This window comes from Mesorhizobium sp. ANAO-SY3R2, assembly GCF_042466635.1.
Classification (GTDB): Bacteria; Pseudomonadota; Alphaproteobacteria; order Rhizobiales; family Rhizobiaceae; genus Aminobacter.
Map to the genome: position 1 here is coordinate 2,277,670 of NZ_CP159955.1, position 20,334 is coordinate 2,298,003.

General features: G+C 64.0%; 18 protein-coding genes and 3 tRNA genes. 7 read left to right on the top strand and 14 right to left on the bottom strand.

The genetic code is table 11. The annotated features are described in order from the left end of the window. Nucleotides 1-53 precede the first annotated feature (53 nt). A complete protein-coding gene (locus ABSY17_RS16030) occupies nt 54-521 on the top strand; it encodes a peroxiredoxin (RefSeq protein ID WP_378942843.1) in 468 nt (155 codons plus the stop codon). A gap of 196 nt (nt 522-717) precedes the next feature. Continuing rightward, nucleotides 718-1,989: a peptidoglycan DD-metalloendopeptidase family protein gene (locus ABSY17_RS16035; protein WP_378942846.1), complete on the top strand. Its 1,272-nt coding sequence runs from the start codon at nt 718-720 to the stop codon at nt 1,987-1,989. A gap of 249 nt (nt 1,990-2,238) precedes the next feature. Here the strand turns inward: ABSY17_RS16035 and ABSY17_RS16040 are convergent. Continuing rightward, nucleotides 2,239-2,315: transfer RNA gene (locus tag ABSY17_RS16040), tRNA-Asp, on the bottom strand. A 322-nt stretch (nt 2,316-2,637) separates the two neighbouring features. After that, nucleotides 2,638-2,714: transfer RNA gene (locus ABSY17_RS16045), tRNA-Asp, on the bottom strand. Between the two features lie 212 nt (nt 2,715-2,926). On the opposite strand from ABSY17_RS16045, the gene ABSY17_RS16050 reads away from it, so the two are divergent. Next, nucleotides 2,927-3,002: transfer RNA gene (locus tag ABSY17_RS16050), tRNA-Val, on the top strand. 304 nt (nt 3,003-3,306) lie between these two features. Further along, complete coding sequence (locus tag ABSY17_RS16055; protein WP_378942848.1) at nt 3,307-4,092, top strand: glutathione S-transferase family protein; 786 nt, start codon at nt 3,307-3,309, stop codon at nt 4,090-4,092. A gap of 51 nt (nt 4,093-4,143) precedes the next feature. Here ABSY17_RS16055 and ABSY17_RS16060 read toward each other — a convergent pair whose 3' ends face one another. The 12 genes from ABSY17_RS16060 to ABSY17_RS16115 all read right to left on the bottom strand — a co-directional run bounded on the left by ABSY17_RS16060 (nt 4,144) and on the right by ABSY17_RS16115 (nt 16,472). Beyond that, entirely contained in the window at nt 4,144-4,971 is an 828-nt protein-coding gene (locus tag ABSY17_RS16060; RefSeq protein WP_378942850.1) for an XdhC family protein, read from the bottom strand. A gap of 16 nt (nt 4,972-4,987) precedes the next feature. Beyond that, nucleotides 4,988-6,187 carry a VWA domain-containing protein gene (locus ABSY17_RS16065; RefSeq protein WP_378942852.1) on the bottom strand — a complete coding sequence of 400 codons (1,200 nt, stop codon included), beginning with the start codon at nt 6,185-6,187 and terminating at the stop codon, nt 4,988-4,990. Next, nucleotides 6,184-7,059 carry an AAA family ATPase gene (locus tag ABSY17_RS16070; protein WP_378942854.1) on the bottom strand — a complete coding sequence of 292 codons (876 nt, stop codon included), beginning with the start codon at nt 7,057-7,059 and terminating at the stop codon, nt 6,184-6,186. The genes ABSY17_RS16065 and ABSY17_RS16070 overlap by 4 nt, the downstream gene beginning before the upstream one ends. A 14-nt stretch (nt 7,060-7,073) precedes the next feature. Beyond that, complete coding sequence (locus ABSY17_RS16075) at nt 7,074-9,497, bottom strand: aerobic carbon-monoxide dehydrogenase large subunit (protein ID WP_378942857.1); 2,424 nt, start codon at nt 9,495-9,497, stop codon at nt 7,074-7,076. Beyond that, entirely contained in the window at nt 9,494-9,994 is a 501-nt protein-coding gene (locus ABSY17_RS16080) for a (2Fe-2S)-binding protein (protein WP_378942859.1), read from the bottom strand. The genes ABSY17_RS16075 and ABSY17_RS16080 overlap by 4 nt, the downstream gene beginning before the upstream one ends. 11 nt (nt 9,995-10,005) lie before the next feature. After that, the gene (locus ABSY17_RS16085) at nt 10,006-10,869 is read right to left on the bottom strand and encodes an FAD binding domain-containing protein (RefSeq protein ID WP_378942862.1); all 864 of its coding nucleotides are present in this window, start codon (nt 10,867-10,869) and stop codon (nt 10,006-10,008) included. Nucleotides 10,870-11,041: 172 nt separating this feature from the next. After that, nucleotides 11,042-12,277 (bottom strand): MHYT domain-containing protein, encoded by a 1,236-nt coding sequence (locus tag ABSY17_RS16090; RefSeq protein ID WP_378942864.1) that lies wholly within the window; start codon nt 12,275-12,277, stop codon nt 11,042-11,044. A gap of 208 nt (nt 12,278-12,485) precedes the next feature. Further along, entirely contained in the window at nt 12,486-12,992 is a 507-nt protein-coding gene (locus ABSY17_RS16095; RefSeq protein ID WP_378942867.1) for a GAF domain-containing protein, read from the bottom strand. A 15-nt stretch (nt 12,993-13,007) separates the two neighbouring features. Next, a complete protein-coding gene (locus ABSY17_RS16100) occupies nt 13,008-13,751 on the bottom strand; it encodes an ABC transporter ATP-binding protein (RefSeq protein WP_378942869.1) in 744 nt (247 codons plus the stop codon). Next, complete coding sequence (locus ABSY17_RS16105; RefSeq protein ID WP_378942871.1) at nt 13,748-14,578, bottom strand: ABC transporter ATP-binding protein; 831 nt, start codon at nt 14,576-14,578, stop codon at nt 13,748-13,750. The genes ABSY17_RS16100 and ABSY17_RS16105 overlap by 4 nt, the downstream gene beginning before the upstream one ends. Next, nucleotides 14,575-15,480, bottom strand: a complete 906-nt coding sequence (locus ABSY17_RS16110; protein WP_378942874.1) for an ABC transporter permease — start codon at nt 15,478-15,480, stop codon at nt 14,575-14,577. The genes ABSY17_RS16105 and ABSY17_RS16110 overlap by 4 nt, the downstream gene beginning before the upstream one ends. Next, a complete protein-coding gene (locus tag ABSY17_RS16115; RefSeq protein WP_378952747.1) occupies nt 15,480-16,472 on the bottom strand; it encodes an ABC transporter permease in 993 nt (330 codons plus the stop codon). Before ABSY17_RS16115 ends, ABSY17_RS16110 begins: the two co-directional genes overlap by 1 nt. Nucleotides 16,473-16,700: 228 nt before the next feature. On the opposite strand from ABSY17_RS16115, the gene ABSY17_RS16120 reads away from it, so the two are divergent. The 3 genes from ABSY17_RS16120 (at nt 16,701) to ABSY17_RS16130 (ending at nt 20,115) form a co-directional block, all read left to right on the top strand. Beyond that, complete coding sequence (locus ABSY17_RS16120; RefSeq protein ID WP_378942876.1) at nt 16,701-17,354, top strand: helix-turn-helix domain-containing protein; 654 nt, start codon at nt 16,701-16,703, stop codon at nt 17,352-17,354. After that, complete coding sequence (locus tag ABSY17_RS16125; protein ID WP_378952750.1) at nt 17,354-18,946, top strand: ABC transporter substrate-binding protein; 1,593 nt, start codon at nt 17,354-17,356, stop codon at nt 18,944-18,946. The genes ABSY17_RS16120 and ABSY17_RS16125 overlap by 1 nt, the downstream gene beginning before the upstream one ends. Before the next feature lie 74 nt (nt 18,947-19,020). Further along, nucleotides 19,021-20,115, top strand: coding sequence for a M24 family metallopeptidase (locus ABSY17_RS16130; protein ID WP_378942879.1), 1,095 nt, complete (start codon nt 19,021-19,023; stop codon nt 20,113-20,115). The last annotated feature ends 219 nt before the right edge of the window (nt 20,116-20,334 follow it).

A 20,334-nucleotide genomic window follows, 5' to 3' on the forward strand; every position in this document is an offset into this window, starting at 1 on the left:
GATAACCTGACATCCTGGCAAGCTCACGCGTAACTTCAAACAAGGTCATAGCTGTGTCTGTACTCGAGATTGGCCAAGACGCCCCGCAATTCGATCTGCCTCGTGACAGCGGAGGTATTCTGACGCTTTCCGACTTCGCCGGCAAACCGGTCGTCCTTTATTTCTACCCGAAGGACAACACGCCCGCCTGCACCACTGAGGCGATCGACTTCACACGGCTGAAGCCAGAATTCGAGAAGGCAGGGGCAATCGTCATCGGCATGTCACCCGACAGCGCCAAGAAACACGACAAATTCAAGGCCAAGCACCAAATTGGCATCGATCTCGTCGCCGACGAGGAGCTAAAAACACTCGAGGCCTATGGCGTATGGACAGAAAAAAGCATGTACGGCCGCAAATATATGGGCGTCGAGAGGACGACCTTTCTGATCGGAGCGGACGGCAAGATCGCGCGAATCTGGCGCAAGGTGCGCGTGCCCGGTCATGCCGAGGAGGTTCTAGAGGCAGTCAGGTCGCTGTAGGGTCCGTTTTGAGGCACAAAACCATGGCCACTCACTGCGACGGATCAATTTGACGACACCTGCCGCGCCTTGGCCGGAGCAGGTACTATTTCCAATCCAGGCCCGACCTGTGGCCAGCACGTCCCGCGCAAAGCTTTGTTAACCCTAATAATATGTAATCGGACCGTCGATATTCCGCGAGTGAGAGTTTGGTCCGGTGAAAGCAACAGCTCAGGCGGCCGTCTTCGGCAGGCGCAAGGAACCGCATACGGTCATCATTGCGCGCGGCAACGAGATTCGTCATTTCACCGTGCGCCCGTGGGTCGCTGTCGCCGCAGGATCGGCCTGCGCGGCCGTCGCGGTGGGCTACCTTCTCGCCACGTCTTACCTGGTTTTTCGCGATGACCTGATTGGCGCGACCACGGCGCGCCAGGCGCGCATGCAGCACGCCTATGAAGACCGGATCTCAGCGCTTCGCGCGCAGGTGGATCGCATCACCAGCCGACAGTTGCTCGACCAGCAACTGATGGAGACCAAGGTCAGCGAGTTGCTGGCCCGGCAATCGCAACTGAGCGAGCGTAACGGGCGACTGGGGCCGCTGATCAGCCGCGTCTCCGGCGCGACTGAACCCACCTCCCCCGCCAAGCCTTTGGACGAACGCGCAGAACTCAAGGACACGACAATCGGCACGGCCCCCAAGCTAGCCTTCGCCAGTGCGGGCGGCGATGCGATGCGACCCTTCACCTTCTTGTCCACGGATACGACCGCGCCCGACGGCGAAAGCCATGCCGACCGTGCCGACAGACTTTTCGTTGCCATCAACAGTTCGCTACGCGACATCGAAACCGAGCAAGTCCAGCGAATCGGCGCGCTGACCGACGGCGCCTATCAGACAGCGGACGCCATCGCCGATGCACTCGAGGGCGCCGGCCTTCCTGTCGCCAACGAATACGGCAAGTCTGACGTCGGCGGCCCGCTCATTGTGCTCGACAAATCGACGGTGTTCGAAAGCAAGGTCAAGGAACTCGACGAAGCGCTCAACGCGCTGGACCGGATCAAGCAACAGGCGCTCAAGCTGCCGCTCGCCAATCCGGCCGCCGGCCATTCGATCTCAAGCGGCTTCGGTGTGCGCAAGGATCCATTGATCGGCGCGCCGGCGCTGCATTCAGGCATGGACTTTCGCGCGCCTCCCGGCGCCCCGGCCCGCGCCACCGCCAGCGGGACCGTCACAAAGGCCGGCTGGAACGGCGGTTACGGCCGCATGGTCGAGATCGACCATGGCGACGGCTTCACCACGCGCTACGCGCATCTGAGCAAGGTGCTCGTCGCACCAGACCAGAAGGTGGCGACCGGCGACGAAATCGGCGAAGTGGGAAGCAGCGGCCGCTCGACCGGACCGCACCTGCACTACGAGATCCGACGCGAGGGCGATGCCGTCGATCCGCTGCGCTTCATCAAGGTCGGCAAGAAGCTCGGCCAATATCTGTAGAATCTGGCAAGCAGGCAGGAATCGCATTCGGGAAGGAATCACACCCGTTCCAATCGATTCCGGCGCCGCCAACAGGCACAGCCATTAGGCCCGAATCCACGCCATGCCGCACCATCAATGCTGGAATGCAGCCGCATTGTTCCGAACTGCGACGTGGAACACCGCGCCTGAACACCTGCAGCGGCCCAAGCCTAACTGCATTTTGCACATATACCTTTGGAGGAAATTGTCACAAGTCCTTCAAAGGACTGGCGCGAGTGACGGGGCTCGAACCCGCGACCTCCGGCGTGACAGGCCGGCACTCTAACCAACTGAGCTACACCCGCGCTTTGGACGTTGGCGCTGGGCGCCGCGTCGTGAGGCTGCATTAAGGGGTAAAGTTGCGGCTGTCAAATGGCGATACCGCCTACCCACAGCGCTAGATGTGAAACACTCGCAACTCGCCCAAATCGCTCGACGGACGCGCCTCGGACAGAGCTGAATTGGGACAAGTGCGCGAGGCTTGCGCCGACGCCGCACATCGCCAGTTGCGATGAAACTGACCACAAACAACGTTCAGCAAAACCTTGCTACAGTCGCAAATCAGCCCTGCGGCAGTAGCTTTGTCGGCTTTTGGAGAGATGAGGCAAAGGGACGAGCCCTTAAAAATGGCGCGAGTGACGGGGCTCGAACCCGCGACCTCCGGCGTGACAGGCCGGCACTCTAACCGACTGAGCTACACCCGCGCTCTGGACGTTGGCGCTGGGCGCCGCGTCGTTGGGCGTGAATTACGGGGTTCGATGGGGAGTGTCAAGCGACATCGAAGAGATAATCGACATTCTTTGTCGTCTATTTTTCCACAGCTCGGAAACGCTGCGTCAAGCTGGCCCGACCTGTCGTGGAGGCCCGATTTGAACTTGCGGATCGGCAACGAACCGCTTAAAGCTCCGCGCGGTTGGGGCGATTAGCTCAGTTGGTAGAGCGCTTCGTTTACACCGAAGATGTCGGCGGTTCGAGCCCGTCATCGCCCACCATCATTCCTCAATTTTAGCTTTGTCTCTGATAAATAGAGTGGCCACCGAATTGGCCGCCTGAGAAGCAGAGCCGTATCAAATTGCAGCACGGGGCAGCGGCCTCGCTTTCGTGCGCCCAGCGGCCGCTTTCGGCACTCCCCAGCCTTTACGCAACAAAGATCACTTTCGAGTCCTGCGCCGCCTTGGACGTCAAGGAACGGAAACTCAGCGGCTCCTGGCGATCGTCCCCCCCGCGACCTGGTTGACCTTGGGCGACACCGTGGGCAATTTTCGCTTAGCGAGGCCGCGATCCAGTGGGGGCACCATGGCACCGATCATCTACCACATCCCAGTCTGTCCATTTTCTCAGAGAGTGGAGATTCTGCTCGAACTGAAAGGACGGCGCGAGGCCGTGAGGTTCAAGGTGGTCGACATCACGCGTCCGCGCGATGCCGCACTGCTGGAACTCTCGCGCGGCTCGACGGCGCTGCCGATCATGCAGACCGCGCAGGGCGTGCTGAAGGAGAGTCTGGTCATCCTGCGCTATCTCGACGAGCTTTTTCCCGATCCGGCCGTGGCCCGCGCTACGCCTTACGAACGCGCCATAGAATCCATGCTGATAGCCATGGAGGGCGATTTCACCGGGGCTGGCTACCGCTTCGTCATGAATCAGGACCCGGAGCGGCGCGAGGCCTTCCGCGAGGCGATGGTGGCTCAGTATCGCCGGCTGAACGATTTCCTCGAATGGCAGAACCCTGGCGGGACCTTCCTGTTCGACCGCTTCGGCCTTGCGGAAGCCGTCTTCACACCGATGTTCATGCGCTTCTGGTTCCTCGACTATTACGAAGGCTTCGACATCACTGATGAGAGGTTGGGGCGTGTCCGCCGCTGGCGCGATGCCTGCCTGGCTCATCCCGCCGCCCAGCAGGTCGGCAAGGAAGAGATCATCAAGCTCTACTACGACTACGCCATTGGGGCGGGCAACGGCGCATTGCCGACCGGGCGCTCGGTCTCCAGCTTCGCCTTCGAACCACACTGGCAGAAGCGGCCATGGCCACCGCGCGCGAAATATTCTGGGACGGCCACGGACGCCGAACTCGGTCTGGTCTGACAGAAGAAGGCTGATCGCGATTCTCGTTGGGCTGTCGCGAGCGCGGAATCATCAACCGCCAAACGCGCCGCGCTGGCCGCGACGGCGCTCCAGCGTGATTTCGGCAAGAATCGACAGGGCGATCTCCTCGGGCGTGATGGCGCCGAGATCGAGGCCGGCAGGCGCCTTGACGCTATCCAGCGCCGCAGCCTCGAAACCCTGTGAAAGCAATTGTTCGCGCAGTGCCGCCATCTTGCGGCGGCTGCCGACGAAGGCCCTGAACGAAGCCTCCACGCCCAGCGCCGCCTTCAGCGCATCCTCGTCGCCCTTGCCTTGCGTCGACACCACGATGAAGCGGCTGCAGTCGTGGAGGTTTTCGAGCACAAAACCGTCGATCAGCGTGTCGGCGTCGGGAATCGCGGGCATGTCGGCCGCGGGTACGGCAACCGTCACGTGATAGCCGAGCGGCCGGGCTTGCTCGGCCAGGGCCAGCGCCACCGGGCTGGCACCGAGGATGACCAGCGACGGATGCGGCAGCACCGGCTCGACGAAAATGTCCATGGTGCCCTGGCTCGGGCACATGTTCCTTGCGAATCTTACGCCCTGGCGGCTTTCGCCCGGCTTGACCCCAAGTTCGGCCAGGAGATTCTCCGGCTGGATCGACACCAGCCTGGGCTCGCCGTCGGCCAGCGCCTCGCGCGCTGCCTTGAGCACGGCGCCCCTGGCGCAACCGCCGCCGATCCAGCCGGCGGCGACGCTACCATCAGGGCGAATCACTGCCTTGGCGCCGGCCTTAGCCGCCGTCACCGAAACCGTGCGCACGACGGTCGCCAGCACGAAGGCCTCTTCGGCCGCCTTCAGCCGGGATACCAGATCCATCACGTCGACATGGGCAGACATGGCAGGGATGCCTCCGTCACAGCTTGGCAAGATAGGGTTCGAGGTCGGCGAGGCTTTTGAGCGTGTTCGCCGGGGCGTAAAGGTCGACATGCGGCAGCGCCGCCTTGATGCCAGCGGCCTCTGGCGCATAGCCGTCCCAGCCAATCATCGGATTGAGCCAGACGATGCGCCGGCAGCGCCTTGCGAGTTGTGCCATCTCGCGCCCCAGCAGGGCCGCTTCGCCCGTCTCGTAGCCGTCGGAGACGATCATCACGCAACTGCGCGAATGCAGCACGCGCGCCGCATGCCAGCGGTTGAAGGTGGCCAGGCTCTCGCCGATCCGGGTGCCGCCGCCCGCCCCTTGCGCCATCATCGACAGCCGGTCGAGCGCGCGTTGCGCGTCGCGCTCCTTCATCGCACCGGAGACATGGGCAAGGCAGGTGTGGAACAGGAAGGCCTCGGCCTCGCGGAACTCATCGAGCACGCCATGGATGAAGCGCAGGAAGAAGCCGGTATACATGCTCATCGAGCCCGAAGCGTCGAGCAGGACGACCAGCTTGACCGGCTTGTCCTTGCGACGGCGGCGGACCAGGCTGATCGGCACGCCGCCATGGCTGATGTTGCGGTGGATGGTGCGGCGCAGATCAAGCCGGTAGCCGCTCCGCCTCGCAAGATCGCGGCGGGTCAGCCGCGTGCGCATGGCCCGCGCCAGCCTGGCAGCGACGGCGTGCGCTTCGGCGATCTGCACCGGCTCGGCCATCTTCCTGAAATCGACCTCGGCGAGGTTTTCACTAAGCGACGCACCTTCTGCCCTGCCCTCGCCATGCCCCTCTTCCGGGGCTTCCTCGCTCGACGGCAACTGATCGGCCGCGCAGCCCCGCTCAGCCCCTTGCGCGTCCTGCAAGGTCTTGAGTGACGGGCTGCTTGCGGGCCTTGTCGCACCCGTGACCGTCGTGCGCGAACGCACGCGCCGGCCGAGCCAGAAGGCGTCAAAAATGCCGTCAAATTTCTCCCAGTCGGCCTTGCGGGCGGAAAACAGGTGCTTGAAGGCCGACCGCAGCAGGCCGGGACTGCGGGCGAAGCCAGAGGCTATCAGCGCCGCCGCGTCCTGCCCCTCGCGCATGCCCACGGTGAAGTCGTTGTCGCGCAGCGTCTTGAGGAATGCCGCGAGCTTTTGCGCGACGCGGCGGGAGGCCTCGTCCATCTGGTCGAGACTGCCGGGCGCGACGGCGCTCATGCCACCCTCCCCAGCAGGCGTTCGGTGACCTCGCGGGTCATGCGCGCCTTGTCTTCGTGGGTCTTGAGCAGGCACACGAGCGTTTCCTGCACCAGTTCGGGCCGGTCATGGAGGTCGCGCACGTCGAGGCCAACCAGCGCCGCCGCCCAATCGAGTGTTTCGGCGACGCCGGGCACCTTGCGCAGGTCCTCCTTGCGGATGCTTTCGACCATGCGCGCGATCTGCAGCGCCAGATTGGCACCAGTGCCGTCGATGCGCGCCATAATGATACGCGCCTCGCGGTCGACGTCGGGAAAGTCGACATAGTGGTAGAGGCAGCGCCGGCGTAGCGCGTCGGAAAGCTCGCGCGTCGCATTCGACGTCAGCACCACATGCGGAATTGTGGTCGCGGTGATCGTGCCCAGTTCCGGGATCGAGACCTGGAAATCCGAAAGCAGTTCCAGCAGGAAGGCTTCGAACTCCTCGTCGGCGCGGTCGACCTCATCGATCAGCAGGACCGGCGGCTGCTGCTGGCGGATCGAGGCCAAAAGCGGCCGCTCCAGAAGGTATTTTTCGGAAAAGATCCGGTCCTCGATATCGGACGCACCCTTGCCCTGATGCGCCTGGATGGCGAGCAGTTGGCGCTGGTAGTTCCATTCATAGAGTGCCGCCGCCTGGTCTAGGCCCTCGTAGCACTGGAGTCGGATCAGCCTTGTCGAGTAGACCGAGGCCAGCGCCTTGGCGACCTCGGTCTTGCCGACGCCCGCCTCGCCTTCCAGCAAAAGCGGCCGCTTCAGCAACTGCATCAGCGAGATCGCCGTCGCCAGCTCAGTGTCGGCGATATAGCCGACCTCCGCCATTCGGTCGACGATCTGTTCTCGGGAGTGGGTCATGGCCCGTCGATGCTTCAGCCTCCCGTCACACCGAGATCCTTGGCCGCCTGCCAGTTGCGCCAGTAGTCATGCGGCATCTGGATATGCGTCGAGCCTAGGAAGGAGAAGGCATCGTTCACGGCGTTGGAGAAGGCCGGCACGCCACCGACATTGGGGCTTTCGCCGACGCCCTTGGCGCCGATCGGATGATGCGGCGACGGGGTGACGGTGAAGTCGGTTTCCCAGTGCGGCGTCTCGACCGCGGTCGGCATGAAGAAATCCATGAACGAGCCGGTCACCACGTTGCCGGTGTCGTCGTAGCGGATCTCCTGGCCCATCGCGATGGCGAAGGCCTCGGTCAGGCCGCCATGCACCTGCCCTTCGATGATCATCGGGTTGATGCGGGTGCCGCAATCGTCGAGGGCGTAGAAGCGCCTGACCTTGTAGACGCCGGTGTCGACGTCGATGTCCATGACGCAGATATAGGCGCCGAACGGATAGGTCATGTTGGGCGGGTCGTAGTAGCTGACCGCCTCCAGCCCCGGCTCCATGCCCGGCGGCACCGAATTGTAGGCCGCCCAGCAGATGTCCTTCATCGACATGGTCTTCTCCGGCAGGCCCTTCACCCGGAAGCCGTCGATGTCCCATTCGAGGTCGTCCTCGTGGACCTCGAGCTTGTAGGCAGCGATCATCTGCGCCTTGGCCTTGATCTTCCGTGCCGCGGTGGCGATCGCCGCACCCGCCACGGGCGTGGAGCGCGAGCCATAGGTGCCTAAGCCGTAGGGCGCGGTATCGGTATTGCCCTCCTCGACCGCGATCCTGTCGGCCGGAATACCGATCTCGGTGGCAATGATCTGCGCCCAGGTCGTCTCATGGCCCTGGCCGGTGCTCTTGGTGCCGACGCGGGCGATGCCAGCGCCAGTCGGGTGCAGCCTGATCTCGCAACTGTCGAACATGGCGATGCCGAGGATGTCGCAGTTCTTCGAGGGGCCGGCGCCGACGATCTCGGTGAAGAAGGAGACGCCGATGCCCATGATCTCGCGCGTCTCGCCGCGCTTGAAGGCTTCGCGCTTCTCAGCCTGCTCCTTGCGCAACTCGGCATATTGCACCGTTTCCATCGCCTTCTTCATGGCGGTGGCGTAGTCGCCGGAATCATACTCCCAGCCGAGCGCCGAGTGGTAGGGGAACTGCTCCGCCTTGATGAAGTTCCGGAGCCTGAGTTCCGCCGGGTCCATACCGAGCTTCTGGGCCAAAATGTCCATGCCGCGCTCGATGCAGTAGGCCGCTTCCGTCACCCTGAACGAGCAGCGATAGGCGACGCCGCCCGGCGCCTTGTTGGAGTAGATGCCATCGACGCTCACATGGGCTGTCGGAAAGTCGTAGGAGCCGGTGGCGATGTTGAAGAAGCCGGCCGGCCACTTCGAGGGATCGGCGCAGGCGTCGAAGGCGCCGTGATCGGCCAGCACGTGGACGCGCAAGCCAGTGACCTTGCCCTCCCTGGTGGCCGCGATCTCGGTCGTCATGTGGTAGTCGCGGGCAAAGGCAGTCGAGGTCAGGTTCTCGATGCGGTCCTCGACCCACTTCACCGGCTTGCCGGTGACGATGGAGGCTACCGCCGAGCAGATATAGCCAGGGTAAGCGCCGACCTTGTTGCCGAATCCGCCGCCGACGTCGGGCGAGATGACGTGGATCTTCTGTTCGGGCAGGTTGGCGATCAGCGCCACCACCGTCCTGATGACATGCGGCGCCTGGAACGTGCCCCAAAGCGTCAGTTCGCCATTGATCTTGTCGAAGGAGGCGACGCTCTGGCAGGTCTCGAGCGGACACGGATGGACGCGCTGGTAAGAGAGCATCTCCTTGATGGTGACGTCGGCCTTGCGAAAGGCGGCGTCGGTCAGGTCCTTGTCGCCGACGCTCCATTCGAAGATGTGGTTGTGATGCTTGCGCGGGCCATGCGCTCCGCTGGTCTTGCCGGCGAGGTCTTCGCGCAGCACCGGCGCATCCGGGTCCATGGCGTGGAAGGGATCAATGACGACTGGCAGCGACTCGTACTCGACTTCGACGGCGTTGATGCCGTCATCGGCAGCATAGCGGTCGGTCGCCACCACGAAGGCCACTTCCTGGTTCTGGAACAGCACCTTGCCGTCGGCCAGCACCATCTGCACGTCGCCCGCGAGCGTCGGCATCCACGCGAGGTTGACGGTCTTCAGCGTCTCCGCCGTGATTACTGCGAGCACGCCCGGCACTTTCAGCGCGGCTTCCGTGTTGATCGACTTGATGCGCGCATGGGCATAGGGCGAGCGGACGAAATCGCCATGCAGCATGCCCGGCAGCTTCAGGTCGTCGACATAGTTGCCCTTGCCCTGGGTGAAGCGCGCGTCCTCGACGCGCTTTCTCTTGCACCCCATGCCCTCCAGTTTCGCTTCGCGCTGTTCCCGCGTGGGAGCCATGTCGTTCATTCGGCAGCCTCCTTGTATTCGGTGCCGTTGATCTTGGCGGCGGCGTACTGGATCGCCTTGACGATGTTCTGGTAGCCGGTGCAGCGGCAGATGTTGCCGGAGATGCCGAGGCGGATCTCCTCCTCGGTCGGGGTCGGATTTTCCTGCAGCAGCCGGTGCGCGCGGACGATCATGCCCGGCGTGCAGAAGCCGCATTGCAGCCCGTGCATCATACGGAAGCCCTCCTGCAGGGCGGACAGCGTGCCGTCGGCATTGGCCATGCCCTCGATGGTGAGGATCTCAGCGCCATCCGCCTGCACGGCGAACATGGTGCAGCTCTTCACCGACATGCCGTCGATGTCGACGGTGCAGGCGCCACAATGGGTCGTCTCGCAGCCGATATGGGTTCCGGTAAGCTGGAGGTTCTCGCGAATGAAATGCACAAGCAGCGTGCGCGGCTCGACGAGGCCTTCGACCTCGGTGCCGTTCACTTTCATGGTGATATGGGTCTTTGCCATCTGTGCCTCCCTCAACTGGCCCTGGCGGCGGCGCGCTTCAGCGCGCGCATGACCATGATGCCGCCGACATGCTTGCGGTATTCGACCGGGCCACGCGTATCAGCCGACGGCGACATGATCGCCTCGGCGGCGGCAGCGGCCTGCTTCAGCGACTCCTCGTCGAGGTCGGTGCCGATCACGGCCTTCGCAGCATCCTCGGCAAGCAACGGCGTCTCGGCGAGGTTGGTGAGCCCGATTGAGCAGGTCGCGACCTTGCCGCCCGACATGGTGAGCACCAAGGCGGCGGCGGCGGTGGCGTAGTCGCCAACCTTCCGCTTCAGTTTCTCATAGGCATAGCCATGGCCGGAGGACGGCGCGGGTATCGAGATCGCGGTCAGGATCTCGCCGGGCTCGAGTGCGGTGAAATAGGCACCCTGGTAGAAATCCGTTGCCGCGACCGTGCGGCTTCCATCCGGACCTTCGAGCAAGTAGCTGGCGCCGAGGGTCATCATCAAGGCGGGCATGTCGTTGCCGGGATCGCCATTGGCGACATTGCCGCCGATCGTGCCGCAATAGCGGACCTGCGGATCTGCGATCAGGGCTGCGGCCTCCGCCAGGATAGGCAGCGACCTGGCGATCACGTCAGAGCCGATCAGGTCGTGCTGGGTGGTCATCGCGCCGATGAGAATTGCGCCGCCGTCGCTTCGGATACCCCTGAGGCTGTCGATGCCGTGCAGGTCGACCAGACTTTGCGGCGTCGCGAGCCGCAGCTTCATCATCGGGATCAGGCTGTGGCCGCCCGCCAAAGGCCTGGCTTCATCACCAAGGGAGGCAAGCAGCCTCACCGCATCGGCCAGCGTCGAAGGCCGATGGTAGCTGAATGGACCGGGAATCATTTTCTCCTCCATGCGTCCGGCAAGCGTGAAGCGCGAACGTCGAGCGAAGACTGTTCCGAAGCTTCGCGCGCCCACAAGGCAGTGGCACCAGGGCTGTCACGAGGGGCGGATTTTCGCACGAACTGCGGATATTCACGCACGAACTGCGTCAGCGATAGCGACCTATCGGCCGTCAGTCCGAATGGCCATTTCGCCCGGCGATGCCGAGCCGGGCTTTCAGTTCGGCGATCTTGGCGCGGCTCACCGGCACGCGGTGCGGCGATGGCCCGTCAAGCTCGACAACCGCCCCGTCCCTTTCCCTGCGCATCAGGCTGACATGCGGGATCGCGATGATGTGGCTGCGGTGGACGCGCATGAAAAAGGCCGGGTCGAGCCGCGTTTCCGCCTCCGAGATCGACCAGGGCGACATGCGCTCGCGGGTGCCGTCGTGGAGGAGCGTGTAGTGCGCATAGGCGCGGATGCCGCGCACATCAGTGACAGCGATGAAATGCGTGCCGTCAGCACCTTCGACCGGCATCAGCGATACCGGCAGCGCCCGCGGCTGGCCGACGCCGCCGAGCGGCGCGGGTCCGGTACGCTGCCCCGGAAAGGGTGATTGGTGGCTCCATGAAGCAAACGCGCCATCGACGAGGAGGTCAGTGGCCGACACCGGCTCCAGGACATCTTCCGTCCCTATCGCCCCTGATGATGCCTCGCGCCGGCGCGGCTCGGGCACCAGAAAGAGTAGAAATCCTGCGGCGATGACGAAGCACAGCAGCGACACCACAAGCGCTAGCACCTGCGGCGACGCCGTGAGCCCGCCGAAATCATGCGCGTGGTCCGTCGCGGGGCGGAAATGCATGCCGTACATGGCCGTATAGTGCATGCCCGACACGGCTAGGCCGAAGGCCACGGCGCTCAGCGCCAAGCGCGCCCCGCCCTGCCGCGCCAAGAATATTTTCAGCCCGCCATAGGCCGCGCCGATGGCAATGACGGTGGCGAGGGCGACCATCAGGTGGTCGTGCTCGATGGTGAACGCACCCGACAGGCCGTGGATGCCGACATAGTGCATCGACACGATGCCGCCGCCCATGAGCAGCGCCGATGCGGCCAGACGGCCGGCGGAGGGCTTGCCGACGCTGATGAAGAACAGCGACACGCCCACAACCAGCGCGCAGATCAGGAAGGAGACGATGGTCGGCAACACCAGATAGATTGCATCGGCGGGAATAGGTGCGGCCATGACGCCGATGAAATGCATGGTCCAGATGCCGACGGCCAAAAAGCCGGCAGCCCCGGCGAGCAAAAGCCGGCGCCGGGCACCGGAAGCGGCACGCACCCGCGCTGCAAGGCCGAAGCCGGTGTAGCCGCCCAGGATGGCAATCGCCACCGACAGGGCGACCAGATATGGATTGTGCCCAGCGAACATGTCGTTGCCGGCCCGCCTGGCTTGCCTGAGCGGCGAGCCACCTCCCGTTGCGAAGTCTATATGCGCAACGGTTGCATTGACAATGTCGAGGGTGGGACCGGTAGGTACGAGGGATCGCAGCCTCGGCAAACCAGGAGCACGCCTGCAAAAAAAGAGCGCCGCACATCCGGACGGATGCGCGGCGCTCGATCCAAAGGTGCCCTGCGGCTTACTTGCGTGCCAGGTGCTCGGCGGCGAGGAAGGCAGCCTTGGCCGCAAGCGAGAGGTGCTTGGCGGCCTCGACGCGGGCCGGCGTGTAAAAATGCTCGTCATGCAGCATGTTGACGGTGCCTACCATCTGGTCGGCGATGAACACCGGCCAGTTCAGCACGGAACCGCAGCCGAGCTGCCAGATCGTCTCGTGGTCGGGGAAGACGTCGGCGATGTCCTTGATCGTATTGGCGACGAAGGGCTTGCGCTGGATGTGGATCGTGTCGAACCAATGGGTGCGGTTCATCGGCTTGGTGCCCGAGACCGGGTACTCGTCGGGGTGGCTGGTGTAGACGCGGCCGGACCGCTCGGTCGCCCAGTCGACCTTCATGATGGTGAAGAGCTTGGCGCCGACGACAACGTCAGCCAGCGCCTGCAGCGCCTTCCACACGCCCTCGACTTCCGTGGTGGTGGCAAGGGCGGCATCGAAGGCGCCGAGCGCTTCGGCGAATGCGGTTTCTGTCATGATTACCTCGATATTTCAGGTCTTGGGATGAGCCGCGCCGAGTTCGATCAACTCGCGCGAATAGGGATTTTCGAGCGCGCCGCGCTTGAGCTGGTCGACGGTCGCGATCTCGACGATGCGGCCATGGCGCATGACGGCCAGGCGGTCACACAGGAACGAGACGACAGGCAGGTTGTGGGTGACCATCAGGTAAGTCAGCCCCTGCTCGCGGCGCAGGCGCTTGAGCAGGTTCAGGATCTCCGCCTGCACCGACACATCAAGCGCCGAAGTAGGCTCGTCGAGCAGCAGGAACTTCGGCTTGAGGATCAGCGCGCGCGCAATCGCCACGCGCTGGCGCTGGCCGCCGGAGAGCTGGTGGGGAAAGCGGAAGCGGAAGCGCCGGTCGAGGCCGACCGACTGCATCACCTCGTCGACGCGCGCGCCGCTGTCGGCAATGCCGTGGATGGTGAGCGGCTCGCTGAGCGTCGCATCGACCGTCTTGCGCGGATGCAGCGAGCCATAGGGGTCCTGGAACACCATCTGGCACTGCCGGGCGAAACCGCGGTCGATGCCCGGGCTCCTTGGCTGGCCGAACACCGAGATCGAGCCGGTCCATTGCTTTGCCATGCCGGCGATCGCCTTGAGCACGGTGGTCTTGCCCGAACCGCTTTCGCCGACAAGCGCGAAGCTCTCGCCTTCGGCGACGGAAAAGCCGATACCGTGAGTGACCTTCGAGGTGCCGTAGGAGATGTCGAGGTTTTCGATTGTCAGCGCGCTCATGTCGAAGCCTCGTCGCGTTGCAGGACCGGTAGCTCTTCGCGATCCTCGTCGAGGCGCGGGATCGAGGCGAGCAGGCCGCGCGTATAGGGATGTTTGGCGTTGCGGAGTTCGCCAGCAGCGCATTCCTCGACCACCTCGCCAGCGCGCATCACCAGGATGCGGTCGCAATAGGCGGAAACGAGCTCGAGGTCGTGGGAGATCAGGATCAGGCCCATGCCCTTGCGCTTGACCAGATCGTCGATGATTTCCAGCACCTGCGCCTGCACCGAAACGTCGAGCGCCGAGGTTGGTTCGTCGGCGATGAGCAGGTCCGGCTCGGGGATCAGCATCATGGCGATCATGATGCGCTGGCCCATGCCGCCCGAGACTTCGTGCGGGTAGAGGCCGAGCACGCGCTCGGGATCGTTGATGCGCACGGCTTCCAGCATCGCCAGCGTGCGGCCTCTGATATCGGCGCGGCCGAGCTTCTGGTGCGTCAGCAGCGCCTCGGCGATCTGGTCGCCGATGGTCATGACCGGATTGAGCGAGAATTTCGGGTCCTGCATGACCATCGAGATGCGGGCGCCCCTGATAGCGCGCATCTGCTTGTCCGACTGCTTGAGCAGGTCGACACCGTCAAAACGCAGCTTGTCGGCGGTGACCTTGCCGGGGGCACGGATCAGCCGCAGGATCGAACGGCCGGTCATCGACTTGCCCGAACCGCTCTCACCGACGATGCCCAGGCGCTCGCGGCCGAGCGTCAGCGACAGGCCCTTGACCACGTCGACCGGACCACGCGCCGTCGGGAAGGTGACGCGCAGGTTTTCGATTTCAAGCAAGCTGCTCACTGGCGGTCTCCATGCTTGGGATCGAGCACGTCGCGCAGGCCATCGCCGAGGAAGCAAAAGCCGAGGCTGACGATGACGATGGCGAAGCCGGGCATGGTCGCTACCCACCACTGGTCGAGGATGAAGGAGCGGCCGCGCGAGATCATCGCGCCCCATTCGGGCAGCGGCGGCTGTGCGCCAAGGCCGATGAAGCCGAGGCCGGCGGCAGTCAGAATGATGCCAGCCATGTCGAGGGTGACGCGGATGATCATCGAGGAGGTGCAGAGCGGCAGGATATGGTTGACGATGACGCGGAACGACGACGCCCCCTGCAGTTCGACGGCAGCGACGAACTCCGAGTTGCGGATGGTCAGCGTCTCGGCGCGGGCGATGCGCGCATAGCCGGGCCAGGTGGCAATGGCGATGGCGATGATGGCGTTCTGGATGCCGGGCCCGAGCGCCGCCACGAAGGCCAGCGCCAGGATCAGCTTGGGCATCGACAGGAAGATGTCGGTGATTCCCATCAGGATACGGTCGGTCCAGCCGCCGAAATAGCCGGCAACCGCACCGACGACGAGGCCGACCGGTGCTGCGAGTACCGCGACGAGCGCCACGATCATCAACGTGATGCGCGCGCCGTAGACCACGCGGCTCCAGATGTCGCGGCCGAGTTCGTCGGTGCCCATCCAATTCTCGGCGCTCGGCGGCAGCAGCCGCATATCGAGGTTCTGGCCAACCGGCGAGTGGGTGGCGATCCACGGGGCGAACAGCGCCACCAGGATCAGCGTCAACACGATGAAAGCGCCGACCACGGCCAACGGATTGCGCATCAAGGCGCGCGTCAGCCGGTAGCTGCGGCCAAGCCGTGCCTGCAGGCGCGAGGATGGCGAATCGTCGAGAAGCCAGTCGCGAGTCGTAGCCATCAGCGTGCCCTCGGGTCGAGGACGCGGTAGAGCACGTCCGAAATCTTGTTGATGCCGATGAACACGGCGCCGATGACCAGGGTCGAGCCCAGGACGGCGTTCATGTCGGCGTTGAGAAGTGCCGTGGTCAGGTAGTTGCCAATGCCGGGCCAGGAGAAGACCGTCTCGATCATCACCGAGCCTTCGAGCAGGCCGGCATAGGAAAGGCCGATAACGGTAATGAGCGGAACCAGGATCGGACGGAAAGCGTGGCGCCACAGCACCAGCCGCTCGGGCACACCCTTGACCCGCGCCGTCGTCACATATTCCTGCGCCAACTGGTCGAGCATGAAGGAGCGCGTCATACGGGCGATGTAGGCCAGGCTGAAGAAGCCCAGCACCGCTGCCGGCAGCGCCAGATGCGTCAGCGCATTGACGAATATCTCCGTTTCACCGGCAATCAGGCTGTCGATCAGCAGAAGGCCAGTCACCGGCTCGACCATGCCGTCGAAGAAGATGTCGATGCGGCCAGGGCCGCCGACCCATTGCAGCTTGGCATAGAACAGCGCCAGGCCGACAAGCCCGAGCCAGAAGGCCGGCACCGAGTAGCCGAGCAGGCCGACGACGCGAATCGCCTGGTCGACCAGGCTACCCTGACGGCTGGCGGCATAGACGCCCATCGGCACGCCGAGCAGCACGCCGATCATGATGCCGAGCGTGGCCATCTCCAGCGTCGCCGGGAAGACGCGAGCCAGATCCTCTGCGACTGGCCGGCCGGTCGACACTGACATGCCGAAATCACCGGTCAGCACATTGCCGACATAGTGGAAGAACTGGACGATCAGCGGCCGGTCGAGCCCCATTTCAATGCGCGCGGCCTCATAGACGGCACGCGGAGCGCGGTCGCCGACCACGGCAAGAACCGGATCGATCGGCACGACACGACCGATGAAGAAGGTGATGGCGAGCAGGCCGAGGAAGGTCAGCGCAATCGCGACGAGGAAGCCCAGCACGCCCAAGGTCGACCGCCACAGGGCGCCCGAACTGGCTGACGGGCCGCTGGGCCCTGCTGGTAGCGCCTTTGCGGCGGAGTCGATTTCTGAAGCCACGCGGTCTTTGTTCCCACCATCTCTGGCGCACCGACGAGGCGGCACGGATGTTGTCGATCGAGCAAAATTCCGCTTGGACTATACAAATAATTTTGCTTAGATCAAAAAAATTTTGATGGGAGCAAAAAAAGCGTGTCTTCGGAGGCCAGCAGGAGCGCAGCATCGGGCCAGCCCAAAGTGGGTGCGCTGATCCGTGCGCGCCGCCGCCAGCTCTCCATGACGCTGCAGGAATTGTGCGATTCCGCCGGCATTTCGGTCGGCTATCTCAGCCAAGTCGAACGCGACCATGCCACGCCTTCCCTCGGCACACTCGCCCAGATTGCGCGCAGCCTCGACGTGGCTGTGGATTACTTCATCGCCACGCCCTCCATGGAGGACGGGCTGACCCGCGCCGCCGAGCGCAACCGATTCTCGGTCGACGGTTCGTCGATCGTCTACGAGCGCATTGCCACGGACTTCACCGGCAACGTGCTGTCCTCCTTCGTGCTCAACGTGCCGCCGGGCTACCGCTCGGAAACCGTCAGCCATGAAGGCGAGGAAATCCTGTTCATTCTCGAGGGCTCCATCACCCAGCGCCTCGACGACCAGGAAATGGTGCTTTCGGCCGGCGACAGCCTGCATTTCCGCGGCAATCGTCCACATTCATGGTCGAACGACACCGACAAGTTCGCGCGCCTGCTCTGGACCGGCACCCTGCCGATGTTCAGGTCACGCACGGAGCATCCGGCCCTGCGGGTTTCAAGGGCCGAGGAAAAGACTACGGGAACCAAAAAGGAGAGAGAATGATGAAACTGTTCAAGGCAGCGCTGCTGGCGGCTGCGCTGGCAATGCCGATGGCGCCCGCCATCAGCCTGGCGGCGACGCCGGCCAACATCCTGGTTGTAGCGCAGAACATCGACGACATCGTCAGCATCGACCCGGCCGAGGCTTACGAGTTCTCGTCGGGCGAATATGTCGCCCAGACCTATGACCGTCTGGTGCAGTACGACGCCACCGACACCAAGACGCTGGCCGCAGGCCTCGCCAAGGAATGGTCGGCCGACGACGCAGCCAAGACCATCACCTTTACGCTGCGCGACGGCGTCAAGTTCAGCTCGGGCAATCCGCTGCGCGCCGAAGACGTGGTCTATTCGTGGAAGCGCGTGATCACGCTCAACAAGGCCCCCGCCTTCATCCTGACCCAGCTTGGGTGGACGCCCGAGAACTTCGACCAGATGGTCAAGGCCGACGGCAACAAGGTCGTCATGAAGTATGAAGGCGACTTCTCGTCGGCCTTCGTGCTCAACGTGCTGGCTGCCCGCCCCGCTTCGGTGGTCGATGCGGTGACGCTGCAGGCCAACGAGGCCAATGGCGACATGGGCAATGCGTGGCTCAAGTCGAACTCGGCCGGCACCGGCCCGTTCGTGCTCAAGGCCTTCCGTCCGGGGGAACTGATCAACCTGACGGCCAACGCCGAGTATTTCAACGGCGCGCCTGAAATCAAGGGCGTCATCATCCGTCACGTTGCCGAAGCCGCGACCCAGCAGCTGCTGCTCGAGTCGGGCGACGTCGACATGGCCAAGAACCTGACCTCGGACCAGATCGCCGGCCTCGCCGGCAAGGATAGCCTCACCACCGAGACCTATCCGCAGGCAGCCGTGCACTTCCTGTCGTTCAACCAGAAGGACGCAGCGCTGCAGCCGGAAGCGGTGTGGGATGCCGCCCGCTACCTGGTCAACTACAAGGGCATGACCGACACCTTCCTGAAGGGCCAGATGCAGACGCACCAGGCTTTCTGGCCGTCGGGCTTCCCCGGCGCGCTCGACGAGACGCCCTATAGCTATGATCCGGCCAAGGCCAAGCAGATCCTGGCTGACGCAGGCATCAAGACGCCGATCAAGGTCACGCTCGACGTCATCAACTCGACGCCGTTCACCGACATGGCGCAATCGCTGCAGGCGAGCTTCGCCGAAGCCGGCATCAACTTCGAGATCATCCCGGGCACCGGCTCGCAGGTGATCACCAAGTACCGTGCCCGCACGCACGAGGCGATGCTGCTGTACTGGGGCCCAGACTTCATGGACCCGCACTCCAACGCCAAGGCTTTCGCCTACAACGAAGACAACTCCGACGACCACTACCAGTCGACCACGACGTGGCGTAACGGCTGGGCCGTGCCGGAAGAGCTGAACAAGGCAACCAAGGCCGCACTGGCCGAGGCTGACCCGGCAAAGCGCAGCGCGATGTATATCGACCTGCAGAAGAAGGTGCAGGAGAAGTCGCCGATCGTCGTCATGTTCCAGGCCGCGACCCAGGTGGCGCGCGCCAAGAACGTCGAGGGCTACGTCAACGGCGCGACCTCGGACTTCGTCTACTATCGTCTTGTCAAGAAGAACTGACCTGACATAAGCACCGGGGCCGCCCGCCCAAGGGCGGTCCCACCCCTCCCCCCAAGAACAAGAAGGCAAGGACAATGTACGAAGAGCGGATGGCGCGGCTGCGCGAACGCATGGCAGAAACCGGGACGGACCTCGTGGTCGTCGGCCCCTCTTCGCACCTTGTCTGGCTCGCGGGCATGTCGCCGCATGGCGATGAGCGCCCGGTGATGCTGATCGTCGCCAAGGATCACGCCGGCTTCCTGATGCCGGCACTCAACGTCGACAGCCAGCGTCCCTTCACCAAGCTGCCATTCTACCCCTGGAACGACGCCGACGGCCCCAACCAGGCGCTTGCCTCGCTGCTGGCCGACTGTGGCGCCAAGCGCGAAGGCCTCAAGATCGCGCTCGACGAGACGATGCGTGCCGACTTCGCCCTGCTCGCCATCGACGCCCTGCCCGGTGCTCAGCGCGGCTTCCTGACCGACACGGTCGGCTATCTGCGGGCCCAGAAGGACGAAGCCGAATACGACCTGCTCAAGATGAACGCCGTGCTCAACGACGGTGCCATGCGTGCCGGCTTTGCCGCGCTGAAAGTCGGCGTGACCGAACTTGAAGTAGCGCAGGCCGTCCGCGACTTTTACGCTGCAAACGGTGCCAAGGCCGAGTTCACCAGCGTTTGCTTCGGCGAGAACGGCGCCTTCCCGCACCATCACACTGGCGACCGCAAGCTTAGGGCGAACGAGGCAGTGCTGATCGACATCGGCGGCCGCAAGGACGGCTACCCTTCCGACATGACGCGCGTCGGCGTATTCGGCGAAACGCCCGAGGGCTTTGACGAGGTGCATGACGTGCTGGAGCGTGCGGTGCAGGCGGCGATTGCCGCCTCCAAGCCGGGCGTTGCCGCCAAGGAAGTCGACAAGGCAGCGCGTGACGTCATCACTGCCGCCGGCTATGGCGATTTCTTCCTGCACCGCACCGGCCACGGCCTCGGCATCGACATCCACGAGCCGCCCTACATCACCGGCACGTCGGAAACGATCCTGGAGGAAGGCAACGTCTTCTCAATCGAGCCGGGAATCTATCTGCAGGGCCGCTTCGGCCTGAGGCTGGAAGAGATCGTGATCCTGCGCGGCAATCGCGCCGAGGTGCTTTCGGACCTGCCGCGTAATGCGTTCCGCGTGAAGGCATAACTGACGCGCCTACGTCCTATACCCTCAACTGAAAAAGGGGCCGCGGTTGAACCGCGGCCCCTTTTGTTTTGGTGCGTGCTTCGAGGCTCGCTGCGCTCGCTCCTCAGCATGAGGGCTGTGGGCGCTGACGTCCTCATGCTGAGGTGCTCGCCTGCAAGGCGAGCCTCGAAGCACGCACGGACGCATTGTTCTGCGGTCAAAAGAAAAGCCGGGCAAACC

Coding starts and splice junctions, on each gene's coding strand:
- ABSY17_RS16055 (WP_378942848.1), top strand. CDS start 3,307: ATGGCACCGATCATCTACCACATCCCAGTCTGTCCATTTTCTCAGAGA.
- ABSY17_RS16060 (WP_378942850.1), bottom strand. CDS start 4,971: ATGTCTGCCCATGTCGACGTGATGGATCTGGTATCCCGGCTGAAGGCG.
- ABSY17_RS16065 (WP_378942852.1), bottom strand. CDS start 6,187: ATGAGCGCCGTCGCGCCCGGCAGTCTCGACCAGATGGACGAGGCCTCC.
- ABSY17_RS16070 (WP_378942854.1), bottom strand. CDS start 7,059: ATGACCCACTCCCGAGAACAGATCGTCGACCGAATGGCGGAGGTCGGC.
- ABSY17_RS16075 (WP_378942857.1), bottom strand. CDS start 9,497: ATGAACGACATGGCTCCCACGCGGGAACAGCGCGAAGCGAAACTGGAG.
- ABSY17_RS16080 (WP_378942859.1), bottom strand. CDS start 9,994: ATGGCAAAGACCCATATCACCATGAAAGTGAACGGCACCGAGGTCGAA.
- ABSY17_RS16085 (WP_378942862.1), bottom strand. CDS start 10,869: ATGATTCCCGGTCCATTCAGCTACCATCGGCCTTCGACGCTGGCCGAT.
- ABSY17_RS16090 (WP_378942864.1), bottom strand. CDS start 12,277: ATGTTCGCTGGGCACAATCCATATCTGGTCGCCCTGTCGGTGGCGATT.
- ABSY17_RS16095 (WP_378942867.1), bottom strand. CDS start 12,992: ATGACAGAAACCGCATTCGCCGAAGCGCTCGGCGCCTTCGATGCCGCC.
- ABSY17_RS16100 (WP_378942869.1), bottom strand. CDS start 13,751: ATGAGCGCGCTGACAATCGAAAACCTCGACATCTCCTACGGCACCTCG.
- ABSY17_RS16110 (WP_378942874.1), bottom strand. CDS start 15,480: ATGGCTACGACTCGCGACTGGCTTCTCGACGATTCGCCATCCTCGCGC.
- ABSY17_RS16125 (WP_378952750.1), top strand. CDS start 17,354: ATGAAACTGTTCAAGGCAGCGCTGCTGGCGGCTGCGCTGGCAATGCCG.
- ABSY17_RS16130 (WP_378942879.1), top strand. CDS start 19,021: ATGTACGAAGAGCGGATGGCGCGGCTGCGCGAACGCATGGCAGAAACC.